This is a genomic window from Rhizobium sp. Leaf384, from assembly GCF_001424065.1.
Taxonomy (GTDB): domain Bacteria; phylum Pseudomonadota; class Alphaproteobacteria; order Rhizobiales; family Rhizobiaceae; genus Ferranicluibacter.
Genome location: NZ_LMQE01000001.1, coordinates 123,799 through 141,827, shown reverse-complemented (window position 1 = coordinate 141,827; position 18,029 = coordinate 123,799). Strand labels below are relative to the sequence as shown.

Annotated in this window: 19 protein-coding genes; 8 read left to right on the top strand and 11 right to left on the bottom strand. The window is 62.9% G+C overall.

The window, feature by feature from the left end; genetic code table 11:
- Window positions 1–57 precede the first annotated feature (57 nt).
- From ASG25_RS00685 to ASG25_RS00675, 3 genes are all read left to right on the top strand, one after another.
- On the top strand, window positions 58–636 hold the full coding sequence (locus ASG25_RS00685; protein WP_162241413.1) for a thermonuclease family protein: 579 nt from the start codon (window positions 58–60) through the stop codon (window positions 634–636).
- A complete protein-coding gene (locus ASG25_RS00680) occupies window positions 621–1,262 on the top strand; it encodes a uracil-DNA glycosylase family protein (RefSeq protein ID WP_062468115.1) in 642 nt (213 codons plus the stop codon). The genes ASG25_RS00685 and ASG25_RS00680 overlap by 16 nt, the downstream gene beginning before the upstream one ends.
- Before the next feature lie 67 nt (window positions 1,263–1,329).
- The gene (locus tag ASG25_RS00675; protein WP_062468114.1) at window positions 1,330–1,818 is read left to right on the top strand and encodes an Lrp/AsnC family transcriptional regulator; all 489 of its coding nucleotides are present in this window, start codon (window positions 1,330–1,332) and stop codon (window positions 1,816–1,818) included.
- A gap of 40 nt (window positions 1,819–1,858) precedes the next feature.
- Here the strand turns inward: ASG25_RS00675 and ASG25_RS00670 are convergent, their stop codons facing one another.
- The 6 genes from ASG25_RS00670 to ASG25_RS00645 all read right to left on the bottom strand — a co-directional run bounded on the left by ASG25_RS00670 (window position 1,859) and on the right by ASG25_RS00645 (window position 6,699).
- Entirely contained in the window at window positions 1,859–2,731 is an 873-nt protein-coding gene (locus ASG25_RS00670) for an NAD(P)-dependent oxidoreductase (protein ID WP_062468112.1), read from the bottom strand.
- A 39-nt stretch (window positions 2,732–2,770) separates the two neighbouring features.
- Window positions 2,771–3,595: a class I SAM-dependent methyltransferase gene (locus ASG25_RS00665; RefSeq protein ID WP_062468110.1), complete on the bottom strand. Its 825-nt coding sequence runs from the start codon at window positions 3,593–3,595 to the stop codon at window positions 2,771–2,773.
- Window positions 3,596–3,666: 71 nt separating this feature from the next.
- Window positions 3,667–3,933 carry an aspartate-semialdehyde dehydrogenase gene (locus tag ASG25_RS00660; protein WP_062468108.1) on the bottom strand — a complete coding sequence of 89 codons (267 nt, stop codon included), beginning with the start codon at window positions 3,931–3,933 and terminating at the stop codon, window positions 3,667–3,669.
- Window positions 3,934–4,081: 148 nt separating this feature from the next.
- Window positions 4,082–4,999, bottom strand: a complete 918-nt coding sequence (locus ASG25_RS00655; RefSeq protein ID WP_082479787.1) for an ABC transporter permease — start codon at window positions 4,997–4,999, stop codon at window positions 4,082–4,084.
- Window positions 4,996–5,799 carry an ABC transporter permease gene (locus ASG25_RS00650; protein WP_062468106.1) on the bottom strand — a complete coding sequence of 268 codons (804 nt, stop codon included), beginning with the start codon at window positions 5,797–5,799 and terminating at the stop codon, window positions 4,996–4,998. Before ASG25_RS00650 ends, ASG25_RS00655 begins: the two co-directional genes overlap by 4 nt.
- 117 nt (window positions 5,800–5,916) lie before the next feature.
- Window positions 5,917–6,699 carry an ABC transporter substrate-binding protein gene (locus ASG25_RS00645; RefSeq protein WP_062471795.1) on the bottom strand — a complete coding sequence of 261 codons (783 nt, stop codon included), beginning with the start codon at window positions 6,697–6,699 and terminating at the stop codon, window positions 5,917–5,919.
- 355 nt (window positions 6,700–7,054) lie between these two features.
- Here ASG25_RS00645 and ASG25_RS00640 point away from each other — a divergent pair, with 355 nt between their 5' ends.
- Together ASG25_RS00640 and ASG25_RS00635 are read left to right on the top strand one after the other, a co-directional pair.
- On the top strand, window positions 7,055–9,307 hold the full coding sequence (locus ASG25_RS00640) for an OmpA family protein (RefSeq protein WP_062468104.1): 2,253 nt from the start codon (window positions 7,055–7,057) through the stop codon (window positions 9,305–9,307).
- Between the two features lie 119 nt (window positions 9,308–9,426).
- Window positions 9,427–10,161, top strand: coding sequence for a polysaccharide deacetylase family protein (locus ASG25_RS00635; protein ID WP_062468102.1), 735 nt, complete (start codon window positions 9,427–9,429; stop codon window positions 10,159–10,161).
- A 112-nt stretch (window positions 10,162–10,273) separates the two neighbouring features.
- Here ASG25_RS00635 and mobB read toward each other — a convergent pair whose 3' ends face one another.
- From mobB to moaA, 3 genes are read right to left on the bottom strand one after another with little or no spacing between them, the layout of a single operon-like run.
- A complete protein-coding gene (mobB, locus tag ASG25_RS00630; RefSeq protein ID WP_062468100.1) occupies window positions 10,274–10,789 on the bottom strand; it encodes a molybdopterin-guanine dinucleotide biosynthesis protein B in 516 nt (171 codons plus the stop codon).
- Window positions 10,786–11,448: a molybdenum cofactor guanylyltransferase MobA gene (gene mobA / locus ASG25_RS00625; protein WP_062468099.1), complete on the bottom strand. Its 663-nt coding sequence runs from the start codon at window positions 11,446–11,448 to the stop codon at window positions 10,786–10,788. Before mobA ends, mobB begins: the two co-directional genes overlap by 4 nt.
- 49 nt (window positions 11,449–11,497) lie before the next feature.
- A complete protein-coding gene (moaA, locus tag ASG25_RS00620; protein WP_200934725.1) occupies window positions 11,498–12,547 on the bottom strand; it encodes a GTP 3',8-cyclase MoaA in 1,050 nt (349 codons plus the stop codon).
- 208 nt (window positions 12,548–12,755) lie between these two features.
- On the opposite strand from moaA, the gene ASG25_RS00615 reads away from it, so the two are divergent.
- The 3 genes from ASG25_RS00615 to ASG25_RS00605 are packed head-to-tail and all read left to right on the top strand — an operon-like array spanning window position 12,756 to window position 14,968.
- Window positions 12,756–13,148 (top strand): DUF971 domain-containing protein, encoded by a 393-nt coding sequence (locus ASG25_RS00615; protein WP_062468097.1) that lies wholly within the window; start codon window positions 12,756–12,758, stop codon window positions 13,146–13,148.
- A gap of 38 nt (window positions 13,149–13,186) precedes the next feature.
- Window positions 13,187–14,332, top strand: coding sequence for a low temperature requirement protein A (locus ASG25_RS00610; protein WP_062468096.1), 1,146 nt, complete (start codon window positions 13,187–13,189; stop codon window positions 14,330–14,332).
- 57 nt (window positions 14,333–14,389) lie between these two features.
- Window positions 14,390–14,968, top strand: a complete 579-nt coding sequence (locus ASG25_RS00605) for a nucleoside 2-deoxyribosyltransferase (protein WP_062468094.1) — start codon at window positions 14,390–14,392, stop codon at window positions 14,966–14,968.
- A gap of 19 nt (window positions 14,969–14,987) precedes the next feature.
- Here the strand turns inward: ASG25_RS00605 and ASG25_RS00600 are convergent, their stop codons facing one another.
- Both ASG25_RS00600 and fumC read right to left on the bottom strand, forming a co-directional pair.
- Window positions 14,988–16,058 (bottom strand): GGDEF domain-containing protein, encoded by a 1,071-nt coding sequence (locus tag ASG25_RS00600; RefSeq protein ID WP_062468092.1) that lies wholly within the window; start codon window positions 16,056–16,058, stop codon window positions 14,988–14,990.
- A gap of 326 nt (window positions 16,059–16,384) precedes the next feature.
- Window positions 16,385–17,776: a class II fumarate hydratase gene (fumC, locus tag ASG25_RS00595; RefSeq protein ID WP_062468090.1), complete on the bottom strand. Its 1,392-nt coding sequence runs from the start codon at window positions 17,774–17,776 to the stop codon at window positions 16,385–16,387.
- Window positions 17,777–18,029: the final 253 nt, after the last annotated feature.

Genomic DNA, 18,029 nt, shown 5'->3' with positions numbered 1-18,029 from the left:
CTTGCTTCCTGTTTTCCTTCGTTACGTGATGAAGAACCGGTTACCGGAATGTTTTTTATGAGGAAGCCCCGGTCGCTGTTGCTCGACGGCGTATTGACCGTCCTCTTTCTGGGGCTCGTCTGGCTGGCTGCGGACCGCATCTCCCGCCAGGGCGACGCAACGCTCTCCGGCGTGCCGCGCGTCGTGGACGGCGATACGCTGGCCCTTGGCCGCGATCGGATCCGTCTGGCGGGCATCGATGCCCCGGAGCTGAGCCAGAACTGCGAGCGCGATGGGAAGACATGGGCGTGCGGACAGGAGGCCCGCCGGCATCTCATCCAGTTGATTGGCGGGTTGCCGATCGCCTGCAAGGGCGGTGCCGACGATCGCTACGGCCGACGGCTGGCGGCCTGTCGCACGGGGGGCGAAGAGGTGAATGCCCGCATGGTGAACGATGGCTTCGCGGTTGCCTTCGGCGATTATGCAGCGGAAGAGGCCGTTGCGCGCGCCCGCCGGTCAGGGCTGTGGGCCGGTTCCTTCGATCAACCGCGAGATTGGCGCGCCCGCCATGGCAGAACTTCGGAAACGCCCCATATCGACGGAGATTGGATCAAGGCGCTGCTGCGCCACCTCGAGACTGCATGGACAAGCCGCTGACCCCGACCAAAGACGCGATCGATCGCCTTTCGACCACGATCTCCGCATGTCGCATATGTCGTGACATGCCGACCTTCGGCGAGCCGCTGCCGCACGAACCACGCCCAATCTTCGTCTTGTCCGACAAGGCGCAGATCCTCATCGCGAGCCAGGCGCCGGGCATGCGGGCGCATCTCAGCGGCGTTCCCTTCGACGATCCGTCGGGAAATCGGCTGCGCGACTGGCTGGGCGTGGACAGGGCGACCTTCTATGATGCGGACAGGTTCGCCATCGTTCCCATGGGCTTCTGTTTTCCCGGATATGACAAGCACGGCGGGGATATTCCGCCGCGCCGGGAATGTGCGCCGGCCTGGCGCGAGACGGCGCTCGCTGCGGTTCCCAATGCCTCGCTCATCCTCGTCATCGGCGCCTACGCTCAGGCCTATCACCTCGGCACATCGCGCCAGGTGTCGATGACGGCCACGGTCGCGGACTGGCGGCGGTGGTTCGAGCAGGACAACGGGCCAAAGTGCTTGCCGCTGCCGCATCCGAGCTGGCGCAACACGCCGTGGCTGAGAAAGAATCCGTGGTTCGAAGCGGAGCTCCTGCCGGTGCTGCGCGCAGAAATCCAATTGCGGATATCGTAAAAATTCGATCTCGCTTCTTCCCGCTTTGACGCTATAGAAGGAATATTATTCGAAGGGGGCTACTGAAATGGATCGTCTCGACCGCAAGATCCTGCGACTGCTGCAAGAAGATTCGACACTCGCCGTCGCGGACCTCGCCAAAAAGGTCGGCCTGTCGACCACGCCCTGCTGGCGCCGCATTCAGAAGATGGAGGAGGAAGGCGTCATTCGTGGCCGCGTCGCGCTTCTCGATCCTGCGAAGATCAACACCAAGGTCACGGTTTTCGTATCGATCCGCACCAACGCGCACTCGGTCGAATGGCTTCGGCGTTTTTCCGAGGTGGTCGGAGAGTTTCCCGAAGTGGTGGAACTCTACCGCATGAGCGGAGACGTCGATTATCTGCTTCGCGTCGTCGTGCCGGACATCGCCGCCTATGATGCGTTCTACAAGCGCCTGATTGCGAAGATCGAAATCCGCGACGTCTCCTCGGCCTTTGCCATGGAGCAGATCAAGTACACGACCCAGATGCCGCTCGACTACATGATCCTCGAACAGGCGAAGTCACAGGAAGACTGAGGTTCCAGGCGTCCGAAAGGGGAAGCAGGCGCGGGGGCGCCTACTTCTTTTCCAGCCGGGCCAGCAGCGAGGACGTATCCCATCGCCGTCCACCCATCGCCTGCACATCGCCGTAGAACTGGTCGACCAGGGCGGTGACGGGAAGCTTCGCGCCGTTCCGGCGTGCTTCCGTCAGCACGATATCCAGATCCTTGCGCATCCAGTCCACGGCGAAGCCGAAATCATAGGTGCCGGCAATCATCGTCTTGTGACGGTTCTCCATCTGCCAGGAACCGGCCGCCCCCTTGGAGATGACGTCGACAACGGCCTCCATGTCGAGGCCGGCGTTCTTTCCGAAATGCACGGCTTCCGCCAGTCCCTGAACGAGGCCGGCAATGCAGATCTGGTTGACCATCTTCGTCAGCTGTCCGCTGCCGGCGGGCCCCATCAGCCCGACCATGCGCGCATAGGCGTCGATCACCGGTTTTGCCCGATCGAAAACGTCGGCATCCCCGCCGCACATGACGGTCAGAACGCCGTTTTCCGCGCCTGCCTGCCCGCCCGACACCGGCGCGTCGATAAAGTGTGCACCCCGCGCCCGGGCGGCAGCATCCAGCTCCCGCGCCACCTTGGCAGACGCCGTCGTATTGTCGATGAAGATGGAGCCAGCGCGCAATGTCTCGAACGCGCCATCCTTGCCCGTCGTGACGGAGCGGAGGTCATCGTCATTGCCGACGCAGCAGAAGACGAAATCCGCGTCCCGAGCCGCCTCGGCGGGCGTTGCCGCCGCGCGGCCGCCGTTTTCCGCGACCCATTTTTCGGCTTTCGCCCCGGTCCGGTTGAAAACGGTCAGGTCATGCCCGCCCTTCGATGCGAGATGGCGCGCCATGGGATACCCCATGACTCCGAGACCGATGAAGGCGACTTTTGCCACGGGGTTCTCCTCAGGCTAGCGATGACGGAAAAAAGCGATCTACGATGCCGTTCGCAGTCGCGCAATGACCAGGTGCCCGGCAATCGGGGCGCCGTCTTCCATGCGCACCACAATGTCGGTGAGCTCGACAAGATCGAACCCGGTCGCGTCCAGGCGTTCCAGCACATAGTCCCGCGCATGCGCGAAACGCTGATGCGGTCCGACCATGAAACGACGTCCGGCAAAGACGTCGTCCGGCAATGTCTCGCTGGAGAAGATCAACAACCCGCCCGGCTCGATGGTTTCGGAGGCGGCGAAGAACAGGGCTTCGAGGCCGCCGAGATACGGCAGCACATCCGTGGCCGTGACGAGATCGAACGGACCGTCGTCGTTGTCCTCGAGATAGTCCACCGCTTCGGCGACGTAGAGCGCGTCGTAGAGATCCTTCTCGTGCGCGATCTCGACCATGTTTTCCGACAGGTCGACGCCCGTCACGGTCTCGGCCATGTCGCGCAAGGCGCTGCCGGTCAGGCCCGTGCCGCAACCAAGATCGAGAAGGCTCTTGAAGGGACCAAGCCCGAGGCTCTGCAGCCGCTGGCGCACCATCATCGGCACGGAATAGCCGAGCTGTTCGACGAGGACATCCTCGAACACATCGGCATGCTGGTCAAAGAGGGTGGTCACATAGGCGTCCGACGCCTTGTCCGGCGTCTCACCACGTCCCATGGACGCGATGCGCACGGCTGCGCCACCGTGGTCGTCCGGGTCGAGTTCCAGCACCTGCCGGTAGGCAGAGACAGCCCCTTCGACATCGCCGGATTTCTCGAGGGCGAGTGCGCGGTTATAGGCCTCGGCCAAGGCCTCTTCGTCGATCTTCTTTTGCATGGCCGCTTTGTAGGATGGGTCCTGCCCGATGGCAATCCCGATCCGCGCATCTCGACACGCCGATCGCCGGCTCAGTTGATGATGAACTCTCCCTGGAGCGCGCGCCAATCACCGGCCGAGATCAGTTTCCGGTGCACATACCGCACCGAATGCAACGGCCCGTCGAGCGTTTCCCGCCAGAATTTCAGGAAGTTCTTCATTTCGGGAAAGTGCGGCGCCAGATCGTAGTGCTGCCAGATGTAACTCTGCAGGATCGCCTGGCGATCCGGCATACGGTAGAGGATCTCGGCCGTGGTCAGGCCGTACCCTTTCAGTTGCAGTTCCATGTCAGAAGCCATGCGAAACCTCATCTTTGCTGAATGACGGTTTCTAGAATGAAGCGCCTGAAGGGTTAATCAAGCGTTAATGTCGGCTCGGTGACAAAAAATATTGTTACATTCCAGGAGCTTGGCAGCATATAGGCATGAGTGCTGCCAAGAGCTGCTGCTAGCGTTTCAGGTGGCGGGTCAAACGCTTTTCCAGCCAAGCCCAGAGGTTCCGGAGGGCCTCCACCATGATGAGGTAGAAGATCGCCGCCCAGAGATAGGTCTGGTAGTCGAACGTCCGCGAGAAGGCGCGACGGGTTTCGCCCATGAGGTCGAACACCGTCACGATGGCCACGATGGCGGACGCCTTGATCATCAGGATGATCTCGTTGCCATAGGGTCTGAGCGCAACAATCATCGCCTGCGGCAGGATGACCTTGAAGAAGGCGATGCGGGGCGGGAGACCGAGCGAGGCGGCGCCTTCGCGCTGGCCTCGGGGCACGCTGTTGATCGCGCCGCGCAGAATCTCCGCCTGATAGGCCGCCGTGTTCAAAACGAACGTCAGGAGCGCACAGTACCAGGCCTCGCGGAAAAACCACCACAGCCCGATCTCCGTCAGTTGCGGCCGAAAGCTGCCAAGACCGTAGTAGATCAGAAAGAGCTGCATGATCAGGGGCGTGCCGCGAAAGAAGTAGATGTAGATATAGGCCAGCCAGTTCGCGATCTTGTTTCTGGACATGCGACCCAGCGCCACCGGCAGGGACAGAAGCGCGCCAAGGACGATGGAGGTCGAGACGAGGCCGAGTGTCACGCCGAGGCCGGAGATATAGGCCGGTCCGTAACGCTGGAATTTTTCGAGATCAAAGCCACCGACGACCAGCATGCCGAGACCGACGAAAACGGCCAGCCAGACACCGAGAAGAGCGCGTCCGAAGAAACGCGACAGCGTGTAGGGGCGGCTGTCTTCGCGCGGCGCCGGTTGCGGCGCGATCAGATCCGTCGAGACATAGGCCTGGACGGAGCGGGCGTCGGGCAGCGAAAGATCTGTGTCGAGGGCCGGCGGGGCGCCTGCGGGCGGAAGCGGAGGCGTGGTGCTCATCGGGCCATCTCCGAACGACGCGCCCAGCGCTCGAGCGCCGAGAAGACGACGGACGATGCTGCGGCGAGCAGCAGGAAGAGAATGCAGGCAAGTCCGAAGAACTCGAACGCCTGCTTGGTCACCCGGGCGGCCACGCCCGTCTGGCGCAGGATGTCGGGCAGTCCGATGACGGAAACGAGAGCAGTGTCCTTCAGGAGCGCCATCCAGAGATTGCCGAGGCCGGGCAGGGCGATCCGAAACAACTGGGGCAGCACGATCAGGCGCATGGTCTTTCCGCGGCTGAACCCGAGCGCATCGCCGGCCTCGTACTGGCCCTTGGGGATCGCCTTAAAGGCGGATTGCAGAACTTCGGAACAGTAGGCCGAGAAGACCACGGCAAGTGCGACCATTCCGGCGAAAAAGGCGTTGATTTCGACCGGACCCGCGTAGCCGACGCCGGCGAGCACCTGCTGCACCACGATCTGGAGGCCGTAATAGACGATGAAGAGGGTCAACAGCTCCGGCAGGCCTCGGAAGATCGTCGTGTAGATGTCCGAGGACAAGCGGAGCGATCGCTCGCTCGACTGCTTGCCGAGAGCCACGCAAAAGCCGAGCATCAGTCCGAAGGGCAGCGTGGCGATTGCCAGGGACGCCGTGATGAGAAAGCCATAACCGATCTCGTCGCCCCAGCCTGCATCTCCGCACGCCAGCAGCGTGTTGCCGGCGAGGATCCGAAAGATGCCGAGAGGTCCGCACCACGGGTCCAGCGTGGCGCCGAGCCATGACACGGCGGATGAAAGCGCGGCCATGATTCCGCTCATTGTCTGATCGTCCCCTTGAGGCGCTCCTTGTTGGGCGCTTCTTGCTTACGTCGTTGTTGTCAAACAAAAACGGCGGGAGGGCAAGCTCCCGCCGCAGGATTTCGGCAAGGACCGGGCTTAGCCGCCGTAGACGTCGAAAGCGAAGTACTTGTCGTTAATTTCCTTGTACTTCCCGTTGGCGCGGATCGCCTTGATCGCGGCGTTGAACTTTTCGCGCAGCTCGTTGTCACCCTTGCGCAGCGCAATGCCGGCGCCTTCGCCATTGATGACCGGATCGACCGGCAGCGTGCCGAGCAGCTTGCAGCAATCGCCATCCGTGGTCTTCAGCCATTCCGAGAGCACGACGACGTCGTCGATCACGGCATCGATGCGGCCGTTGACAATGTCGAGCTTGTACTCGTCGGACGTCGGGTAGAGCTTGAGCTCGGCCTTCTTCATATGCGCTTCGGCATAGTTGGAATGGGTCGTGGAGGCCTGCGCGCCGAGCGTCTTGCCGTCAAGGCCGGCTTCGGTCGCTTCGGTGATCGGGCTGTCCTTCGGCACGGCGATGGCCGGCGGCGTGTTGTAGTACTTCTCGGTGAAGTCCACCTTCTGCTTACGCTCGGCCGTGATCGACATCGAGGCGATGAAGGCGTCGTATTTCTTGGCGATCAGGGCGGGAATGGCGCCGTCCCAATCCTGGGTAACGAAGGTGCATTCGGCCTTCATCTCGACGCAGAGCGCCTTGGCGATGTCGATGTCGAAGCCCGTCAGCGAGCCGTCGGATTCCAGAACGTTGAAGGGCGGATAGGCGCCTTCGGTGCCGATGGTGATCTTCTCGCCCGCGGCAAGAGCCGTACTCGCGGTGAGGACGAAAACGGCTGCAGCGGCAGCCATGGTGAAACGTTTGGCGATAGGCATGTCGATCCTCTCTGTTGGCGCAGTCCCGGCTTCTTTTTGGTGTTCCGGGACATTCGCAAGCGACGGCAAACGGTCGCTTCGGCTGCGATATTCCGTCACCCGTTCGCAAATGCAACAGGAAAAAGCAGCCGCAGAGAAAAGCGTGAGCCGGCTCTGGCGGTCGGATGCGGAAAGCCTATGTCCGCCGATGAACGCGGCATTCATCGCCAATTCATGCGCTTGTTGCTACCGCTCCGCCTCTGGATCGCAGCATGAGTTGCGACCGGCCGATACGCGGCGTTCGACGTTATGCCGGTCCGAATGTTCGGCATCGGACACAAGAACAAGAACGGGATCTCTCGCAGGAGGAGACACCATGACCATTCGATCCAAGCTTTTCGCAACGGTAGCCATGCCTTTGCTCGCCATGACCGTCGGGCTGCAGCCAGCTTTGGCTGACGCCCAGATCAAGTCCTTCCAGTTGGCCCAGGCCGATGAAGACGAGCTTCTTCGCAAGCGCAAACCCGTAGAAGGGCAGGAAGAGTCCGCCCCGAACGGCGGCGCAGAGCCGTCGGAGAACGGCGAAGGCCGTCAGAAGCGGGAGGAACGTCGCAAGGATCGCGACTCCGACCAGCAGCAAGGCGAGGGAAAGAAGCAGCGTGAGGCCGAGCCGTCTTCCGGCCTGGACGCGCAGCCCCGCCGCGAAGAGCGTCGCAAGCAGCGCGACAGCGAACAGCAGAACCCGTCGGACGAGCAGCCGCAGGCCCAGCCATCGGGTGAGGATGCACCGCGTCCGAGCCGCGAAGAGCGCCGCAAGCAGCGGGATGCCGAGCAGCAGAAGCAGAACGACGAGCAGCCGCAGGCCCAGTCATCGGGCGAGGATGCGCCGCGTCCGAGCCGCGAAGAGCGCCGCAAGCAGCGGGATGCCGAGCAGCAGAAGCAGAGCGACGAGCAGCCGCAGGCTGAGCCATCGGGCGAGGCTACGCCGCGTCAGAGCCGCGAAGAGCGCCGCAAGCAACGGGATGCCGAGCAGCAGAAGACCGAAGAGCAGCAGAAGAAAGCCGGCGCGGATGCGAACGACGCGGCGAAGACTGGCGATTCCGACGCGGCTGGTCAACCCAAGGCGGACGAGGACGCCGAACGCAAGCGGCAGCGCGAAGAGCGTATCCGCAAGCGCGAGGCCGAACGCCTGCAGGGTCAGCAGGATGGCGAGCAGCAGGCCAAGCCAGGCGATTCCGCCGAGCAGCCCGCTGCAGCCGAGATGACCGACGAGGAGCGTGCCCGTCTCCGTGCCGAGCGCCGCAAGCAGCGTGAAGCCGAAGGTCAGGGGACCGACGATCCGGCGCGCCCGCGTGACGCGCAGGACGCCGGCACGAATGCCGATCAGGCAGGCGACGACGGTGCAAACCGCGATCGCCCTGTCGTCGACAAGCGGTCGCGCGAGGAACGCGAGAAGCTGGCACGCGACCCGTCCAAGAGCGACGAGACCGTTGTCCTCCCGGTCGAGAATGGTGCCGCCGTGCTCGACAGTGACAAGGACGCCGACAATCGCGACGGAGACTCGCGCGATCGGCGTCGCCGCGAACGCGAGCAGGTTCGCGAGGAACGCGACAACCAGCCGCCGCCGCGCACGGATGCCGATGCGCAGTCCGAGCACCGCGAGCGTCGTCCGGATCGTGAAGAGCTGAATGCCGCGATCAACGAACGCGGGCGTCGTATCGATCAGGCACCGGAATTCGATGCCCGCGATCTGATCGACGCTCTGACCGGTCAGCGTCCGCGAATCGAGGAAACGCGCAACAACCGCACAGTTCTCGATTTCGGTGACGAGATCGTCGTGCGGAGCGACGATCGCCCGCGCCTGCGGCGCGACGCACGCGAGACCTCCTACGAGGAACTGCCGCGTGGCCGCACCCGCGAGGTGATCGAGCGCCCGAACGGCATGCGCGTCGTGACGATCTACAACCGCTACGGCGACGTGATCCAGCGCACACGCATCAACCGTGACGGCGAGGAATACCTGATGGTCTATGCGCCAGAGGTCGACGAAGAGAAGCGCCCGCCGCTCTACGACGTCGGCGAGGATCTTCCGCCGATGCGTCTGACCGTTCCGGTCCGCGACTATATCATCGACACGTCGACCGAGCCGGATCGCGATTACTACGACTTCCTGGCAGAGCCGCCGGTCGAGCGGGTCGAGCGAACCTATTCGCTGGACGAGGTCCGCAACTCCGCGCGTATCCGCGACAAGGTCCGTCGTATCGATCTGGATACGATCACCTTCGCCACGGGAAGCGCAGAAGTGCCGACATCGCAGGCGAAGACGCTGCGCAAGGTGGCGGACGCCATGCTGGAGGTCATCGACAAGGATCCCGGCGAGACCTTCCTGATCGAAGGTCATACCGATGCCGTCGGCTCCGACCAGTCCAACCTCGTCCTTTCCGATGAGCGTGCCGAATCGGTCGCCGCACTTCTGACGGATATCTACGAGATCCCGCCGGAAAACCTGGTCACGCAGGGCTATGGCGAACGCTTCCTCAAGGTCCGCACGTCGGAAGCCGAGCAGGAAAACCGTCGCGTCACCATCCGCCGCGTCACGCCGCTGGTGCGTCCCGTCGCGCAGAAGTAAAGGCTGACGAAGGGGACGGCGCTCGCTTCCGGCCGCCGCCCCTATTTTGCCACCTTGGCCGTCTTGATGATAAAGAACCCGGTGCGCCTCGCGCCGGGTTCTTGCCGTCTGGACGTCTCATGAAAGCTCTGTATCTATTGCCGCTGCTGGCGGCCCTCGGCTTCGGCTCCCAGGCTGCGGCCCGTGACGGTCTCCTGGAGCCGCGGCTCCACGTCGCTCCGGGTGGCAAGACGCCGCGTGTGGCGTTGACGTTCGACGCCTGCATGGGCCTTGCCGATCAGCGGATCCTGTCTGTCCTCGTCGACAATCGGATACCGGCAACGATCTTCATCACGGAGCGCTGGTTGAAGCGGAATGCTGCGACGCTAGCGATCTTCCTGGCGCATCCCGATCTGTTCGAGCTCGAGAATCATGGTGCGATGCATGTCCCCGCGATCGATCGACCGCAGGCGGTCTACGGAATAGCGTCCGCCGGGTCGGCAGAGGCCGTCGAGGCGGAAGTGTCGGGCGGCGCGCATGCGCTTGTGGCAGATGGCGCGCCGCAGCCGCACTGGTTTCGCGGCGCGACGGCAAAATACACCGCGTCGTCCATCGCCCAGATCCGGGCCCTCGGCTTCGACGTGGCGGGTTATTCGCTCAATGGCGACGACGGGTCCCTTCTGGGCGCGAAGATGGCCACGCGCCGCATTGCCGGCGCGCGAGATGGCGATGTGATCATTTCCCATATCAACCAGCCGACGCACGCGGCGGGAGAAGGCGTTGCGGCGGGCATTCTCGCGCTCAAGGCCAAGGGGTACGCCTTCGTGCGGCTGGATGCCGTCCACGAGGACGGCACGAACGCGACGGTCAACTGAAGGATCGGCCTAAGGCATGTCGCCCGAAAGCGTGCAGCGGTTTCGGGAAATGACATGCATGAAAACAAGACCTTAAGGCGCGTTGCGTGAATCCTTTTTCACGCAACGCCTTTTAACGTCTTGTGAGACCGCAGGTCATCTCCACGAAGTCGGCGATCGATGCGGTGTCGTCGAGGTCGAAGACGGGGAGGGTCGTGTCGGGAACCGAATGATCGGCTGCGATGCCGCAAATATAGGCGTCTCCGGGTGCGAGCGGCTCGCGGTTCTTCGCATCCAGCCGCCGCGCCTCGATTTTCGGGATCGGCTCACGCTTGTAGCCTTCGACGAGGACGAGATCGCAGGGAGCGAGCCGTGCCAGGATCGCCTCGAAAGATGGCTCCGCTTCTCCGCGGAGTTCGTGCATGATGGCGAAGCGGGTGCCCGACACGATCGTCACCTCATGTGCCCCTGCCTCCCGGTGCCGCCAGCTATCCGCGCCGATCTTGTCGATGTCGAAATCATGATGGGCGTGCTTCACGGTCGAGATCTTATATCCCCGCGCCGTGAGTTCCGTCACGAGCCGGACGGCCAGGCCCGTCTTGCCGGAATTCTTCCAGCCGGCAATGCCGAAGATCTTGGGTGTGCTCATCGATGTCCAGCTTCGTCGCGTGCCAGCATGTGTTCGATCCTCTCGAGATCCTCGGGGCTGTTCATGTTGGAAAAGGGGTCGATCCCGCCAGGAGCTTCACCCGCCGAGGTGAAATCGACCACGACATGCGGATGTTGCTCGATGAAGGTGCGGACCCTGCGCTTGGCATCGGTCGCGATGAAATGCGTGAGATCGCGCGCCAGCGCGGACGACCAGACCGCAAAGACGGGATGCAGTTCGTCTCGCGAACGCGCCACCGCGATCATGCTGCGTGTCTCTTCGAGCGCTGTGCGCAGCCTGAAGACAAGGTCGCTCGGAAAGAAAGGTGCATCGACGGGGACGGTGGCCAGCAGCGGAGCGTCCATCGATTGGGCCAGACGCAGCCCGGCGAGGACGCCGGATAACGGACCAAACTGTCCGGGCGACGTTTCCGGAACCGTCAGAATGCCGGTCGAGAGGCTCGGCAGAGGTAGGGGCAGATTGCCATTGAAGGCGAGGGCAGTGACCTGCGGTCGCAGACGATCCAGAGCGAGCACCGCCAGCGATGTCCCGGCCAGGGGAACGCCGGCCTTGTCGCGCCCCATCCGGCTAGACAAGCCGCCGGCAAGGACCATCCCGAGGACCGTCCGCGGGAGGTCTTCTGCGTGAACCGGGCGCATCGGTCAGCCCATCCTGCAATCATGGCTGTCGAGGGTCCGGGCGGTCATCTCAGCCGCCGGTCACGCTCATGTGGCGCGCGACCGCCGGTCGGTTCTGCGTGCGGTCAATGATGAAATCATGGCCCTTCGGCTTGCGTCCGATCGCCTCGTCGATCACCTGAGACAGGTAGGCATCTTCGGCGGAGGCCCGGACGGCGGCGCGAAGGTCGGCAGCATCGTTCTGACCAAGGCACATATAGAGCGTGCCTGTGCATGTCAGCCGGACGCGATTGCAGCTCTCGCAAAAATTGTGGGTCATCGGCGTGATGAGGCCGAGCCGCCCTCCGGTTTCCGCGACGGTCATGTAGCGGGCAGGGCCGCCGGTGGCATAGGCATTGTCGGTCAGGGTGAAGATCTTCGACAGCCGGTCCCGCATTTCGGACAGCGGCATGTAGCGGTCCGTCCGATCCTCCTCGATCTCGCCCATCGGCATGGTCTCGATCAGTGTCAGGTCCATGCCCCGACCATGCGCCCAGCGGATCATGTCGGGGATCTCGAGATCATTGAAGCCCTTGAGGGCGACGGCATTGATCTTGACGTGAATGCCCGCTGCCTGGGCGGCGTCGATCCCTTCCAGCACCTTGGAGAGGTCGCCCCACCGCGTGATCTCCCGGAACTTGTCAGGGTCGAGCGTATCGAGCGAGACATTGATGCGCCGGACTCCGGCGTCCGCGAGGTCCTGCGCATAGCGCGCCAGCTGGGAACCGTTGGTCGTTAATGTCAGCTCGTCCAGCGTCCCTTCCTCGATCTTTTTGCCGAGTGCGCGCACGAGGTGCATGATGTTCTTGCGCACCAGCGGTTCCCCGCCGGTGAGGCGGAGCTTGCGCACGCCCTTCTCGATGAAGGCCGAGCAGATGCGCTCTAGCTCTTCGAGCGTCAGGAGATCCTTCTTCGGCAGGAAGTTCATGTTTTCCGCCATGCAATAGGTGCAGCGGAAGTCGCAGCGATCGGTCACGGAGACGCGCAGATACGTGACCGCCCGGCCGAAAGGGTCGATCATCGGCGCGGCTGAAGCGGCAAGCGCCGCGGCGCCCCGCTGATCGATCGGGCGTCTGTCGATGATGATGGTGTTCACAAGCGTCTCCGTCGTCCTGTGTGCAAACATCGTGCCTGCGACGGGATGCGTCAAGGCCGGCTTGGACGGGACGGTTTCTGTTCACGCCATGGGATCGTCGAGCGTGTCGGTTTCCTTGCAGGTGAATCTGCGCTAGGTCTCGAAAAAATCAAGCGGCAGCAGGCGCATGACGAGATGCGCGCGGAGAACGGACATGACGAGCGACATCTGGCCGAAGGAGCTGCGGGTCTCCAAGGATCGAAGAACGCTGACCGTGACCTTCAATGATGGGCTTGCGGGTATCCTGCCCGCCGAGATGCTGCGTGTGCTCTCGCCCTCGGCCGAGGTTCAGGGACACGGGCCGGGCCAGAAGATTACCGTTCCGGGCAAGCGCAACGTGGCCATCGCCGCGATGACGCCGACGGGAAATTACGCGGTCCGCATCGCGTTCGACGACGGCCACGACACGGGCATTTTCACCTGGACCTACCTGCGGACGCTTGCGACCGACGGCACCGCCCTGTTTGCCGCCTATGAGCAGGAGCTGGGCGCCAAGGGGCTCGACCGAGGGCGTGAGCGCGGCGGACAGGCTGAGGGTGGTCGATGAGCCGGCTTTTCCAGTCGTTGCGCGATAGAGCCGGCAGGATGCGCGATCGGCGCGAGGGCGAAGACGACAAGGTCGCCTTCCCCGAGTTGTTCTTCGATCTCGTCTTTGTTTTCTCGTTGATCCAGCTGTCGCACACGCTCGCCGGGCATTACTCGCTGCTGGGCGCGCTGGAAGCGCTGCTGATGATCCTTGCCGTCTGGTGGGTGTGGATCTTCACGACCTGGGTGACAAATTGGCTCGATCCGGATCGCATGCCGGTCCGCGCGATGCTGTTCGCGCTCATGTTCGGCGCGCTTCTGCTTTCCACCGCCATCGATGATGCCTTCGGCGACAAGGCGCTGCTGTTTGCCCTGTCCTACGTGGGCATGCAGGTGGGTCGGTCTCTCTTTACTGTCTACGCGCTCCATGGTCACAGCCCGGACAATGCACGCGATTTTGTGCGGATCACCTGTTGGCTGATGCTGTCCGGAGTCTTCTGGATTGCCGGCGCCTTGATCGGCGGCGAGGCCCAGCTTTTCATCTGGATGGCAGCCCTTGCGATCGAATACGTCTCGCCTGCCGTCGGTTTCCGGGTGCCCGGACTGGGTCGCTCCGATTTCGACGACTGGGATGTTCTCGGCGCGCATATGGCCGAACGTTGCGCTCTCTTCGTGCTCATCTGCCTCGGCGAAACGATTCTCGTTACGGGCCGCACCTTGGCCGAAATGGACGTGACCCCGCTCGTCTTCGTGCTCGCTCTCAGCAGCTTCGGTTCGACCGTCACCATGTGGTGGATCTACTTCCGGTTTGGGCAGGAGCGGGCGGCTGCCCAGATCGAAAGCGACGACTCGCCGGGCGAAGTCGCGCGCACCATTTTCACCTATGCCCACATACCGGTCGTGGCCGGGATCATCCTCTGTGCGGTTGCGGATGAATTCGTTCTCGCGCACCCTTACGGCGCGATCGATCTGAAGACGGCAAGCGCCATCATCGGCGGCCCCATCGTCTTCCTCGCCGGCAATGTCTGGATCAAAAGCTCGGTCGCGCCGCGTCTGTCGGTCTCGCATCTCGGCGGTATCGGCCTGTTCATCCTGGCCGCGCCGCTCGCCTTCGTGGTCGAGCCCCATGTCCTGCTGATCATCTCCTTCGCCATCCTCGTCATCGTGGCCGTCTGGGAGTATGTGACGCTGAAGGCCAGGTCCTAAGCGCGAACGCGCAAGCGGATGCGCCGACGCCGTAACTCGAGCAAAACGGGAAGCATCATGCCCCTGAAAGTCTATCTTGCCGGTCCTGAGGTGTTTCTGCCCAATGCGCGGGAGATCCTCGACCTGAAGGCCGCGCGCGCACGCGCTGCAGGCTTCGAGCCGCTCAGTCCGGGCGATCTTGCCATTCCGCCGTCCGAGACGAAGTTCGGCATGGGCCTTGCGATCAGCCAGATCAACGAGGGCATGATGCGGGCGGCCGATGCCGTGATTGCCAACCTCACGCCCTTTCGCGGCGTTGCCGCCGATGTCGGCACGGCATTCGAGGTCGGTTTCATGTGCGCGCAGGGCAAGCTGGTCTATGCCTACACCAATGTCGCGCAATCCCACTACGATCGCTGCTCCGCCTATTACGGCGGCGACATCCGGGAGACGACGGACGGACGCCACCGCGGGCCGGACGGGATCTCGATCGAGAATTTCGACATGGCCGATAATCTGATGCTCGACGGCGGTATCGCCGCACGGGGCGGCGCGCTCGTGGTCGGCCGGGCGGCCCCTGATGCGCTCTATACGGACCTTGTGGCCTTTGACGAATGCCTCCGCCTCCTCGCCGAGCAACAGGGGACCGTCGCCTGATCGCGACGGTTAAGAACCGTCAACGGCGGTAGAGAAGCCAGTTACGGCCCGTGTCCTTCTTCATGCCCTCTTCGAACAGCGTGGTCCGGTTGCGCCCGGCGTTCTTTGCACAATAGAGCGCAACGTCCGCCTTGTTGTAGAGGTCGACCGGATCATCGGCGAGAGATGCCTGGCAGACGCCGATCGACAGCGTGATCGGACCGTAATTCACGCCCGTCTTCGAGTTCTTGAACGGCGTATTGGCCAGCGCCAGACGGATGCGGTCTGCGATCTGGACGCACTCCTCGACCGTCTGGTCGTTGAGGATGATGGCAAACTCCTCGCCGCCGGTCCGCGCCACGAAGGCCTCGCGTCGCAGGTTCGAACGGATGACCGTGCCGACCGTGGCGAGAATCTTGTCGCCCACCGGATGGCCGAAGGTGTCGTTGACCTTCTTGAAGTGATCGATGTCGCAGATCAGGAGACCCGTATAGGTGCGGATCTGATCGGAATTGTAAACCGCGGACAATTTCTCGTCGAAGGCTCGACGGTTGGCGAGACGCGTCAGGGAATCGGTATTGGCAATGCGCTTGTACTCATCGAGTTCCTGCCGGATGACGTCCATCTCCACCGACTTGAGCGAGACGTTCTCGACCAGCTCCTTGCCTTGGGTCATCGTATCTTCGGTGGCCTGCGTCAGCAGCGTCACAGCGCTGCGCAGGATTTCTGCACCGGCAGCACTCTTGCTGTTGATGTTCATCGCCGCTTCGCCGAGAACGCGGTTGTAACTTTCCAGCGCAAACTGTTCCTCGCGCATCATCGCGAGGAGATCGTTCAGCTGCGCCGCGAGACGATTATGAGCACGCTCGACCCCGGCCGCATGGTGGATATGCGCGAAGTATCGAGCGCCGATCTCGTCCAGCTCCTCCTGTGTCGCCTTGCTTCCAAGGCCGGCGAGTTCCTTCGTCAGCCGCGGATTGGAACCGATATAGGCCTCGTAATAGAGTTCGTAATTGCGCGGAATGGGAGCAATTCCCATGATCCGCATTGCGAAGGTGACCTGCGCAGCGATATCCGGTGCTTGTCCCTTGGGTGAAGTCGCAGGCTGCACGTCGCCCTCCCTGAAATGACCTTGGCATCGCTGACGATGACCTCAACGGCCTGCAATCACGCGCGTCCGCAGGCGCGGTTTTCCGGCCTTGCGAAAATCCGTCCTGCAATAACCCTACTCTAGGGTTTAAATGATGTGAGAAAGTTTAATGAATGCGCGAAACTACAGTTAGCAGACGCTTTCTAAGGCGAATTCGAACGGAGGGCCTGCGGCACATCAAAAACCCCGCTTCGGGGAAGCGGGGTTCCTTACGTTGTCAACAGTGCGCGTAAGCCGGCTGGACCCTCGACGGGTCCTCCTGCCGTGCCTCCCGGTCGGCGCGACGGTCAGGCAGGGCTGATCATCGTCTCCGGGCGAACGACGGCATCGAACTCTTCGTTCGTGACATAGCCGCCACCGACGGCCTCCTCACGCAGCGTGGTGCCGTTCTTGTGCGCCGTCTTGGCGATCTTAGCGGCATTGTCGTAGCCGATCTTCGGAGCGAGTGCCGTCACGAGCATCAGCGAGCGGTCGAGCGCCGCCTTGATGTTGTCTTCCCGCGCCTCGATACCCGTGACGCAGTTGTCGGTGAACGAAATGGCGGCATCGGCGAGCAGCTGGACCGACTGAAGGAAATTGTAGGCCATCAGCGGGTTGTAGACGTTGAGCTCGAAGTGCCCCTGGCTGCCGGCAAAGGTCAGCGAGGCGTGGTTGCCGAAAACCTGCACGCAGACCTGGGTCAGCGCTTCGCACTGTGTCGGGTTGACCTTGCCCGGCATGATCGAGGAACCGGGCTCGTTTTCCGGGAGTGACAGTTCGCCGAGGCCGGACCGCGGGCCGGAGCCGAGAAGCCGGATGTCATTGGCGATCTTGAAGAGCGCCGCCGCCGTCGCATTGATGGCGCCGTGGCTGAAGACCATGGAGTCGTGCGCCGCCAACGCCTCGAACTTGTTCGGCGCCGAGGTGAAGGCGATGCCGGTGATCGATGCGATCTCTTCGGCAACCTTTTCCGCAAAGCCGATCGGAGCATTCAGCCCGGTGCCGACGGCCGTGCCGCCCTGAGCGAGCTCCTGCAGGCCCGGCAAGGTCATTTCGATGCGCTTGATCGAAGAGGCCACCTGCGCGGCATAACCGGAGAACTCCTGGCCAAGCGTCAGCGGCGTCGCGTCCTGCGTGTGCGTGCGACCGATCTTGATGATGTGATCGAAGGCCTTCACCTTTGCGTCCAGCGCCGCATGAAGATGCTTCAGCGCCGGAAGCAGGTCGTGGACGACGCGCTCGGCGCAGGCGATATGCATGGCCGTCGGAAACGTATCGTTCGAGGACTGGCTCATATTGACGTGGTCGTTCGGATGAACGGGCTTCTTGGAACCCATGACGCCACCGAGCAGCTCGATGGCGCGATTCGAAATGACCTCGTTGGCATTCATGTTCGACTGCGTGCCGGAACCGGTCTGCCAGACGACCAGCGGAAAATGCTCGTTGAGCTTGCCGTCGATCACTTCCTGCGCAGCACGGATGATCGGTTCGCCGACGGCGGGGTCGAGGCGTCCGAGCGCCATGTTGGCGCGGGCCGCCGCCTGCTTGACGATGCCGAGCGCGCGAACGATGGACAACGGCTGCTTCTCCCAGCCGATCTTGAAGTTGCCAAGCGACCGCTGGGCCTGGGCGCCCCAATAGCGGTCATTTTCGACCTCGATCGGGCCGAATGTATCTGTTTCCGTGCGGGTCGCCGTCATCGTCTTTTCCCCTGCTTCGTCAGATGCAGCGCGCGGCGCGCCGCAAGAACCTCCGTGCCGGTCTCGACATGGTCCGGCTGGTCTGGCGTCTTCTGTGGCCCAGGTCCGGCCCGATTGTAAAGAGAAAGAGGCGGAGCGATGCGCGGAGAATCGCTCGGTTCTACCGACCGGCGGCGGAAGACCGTGTGAGGTCTCGACCGAGGCCACCCCGAGAGGGCTGTGCCTTTTGGAACACAGGCCCCATGTCTCTTCG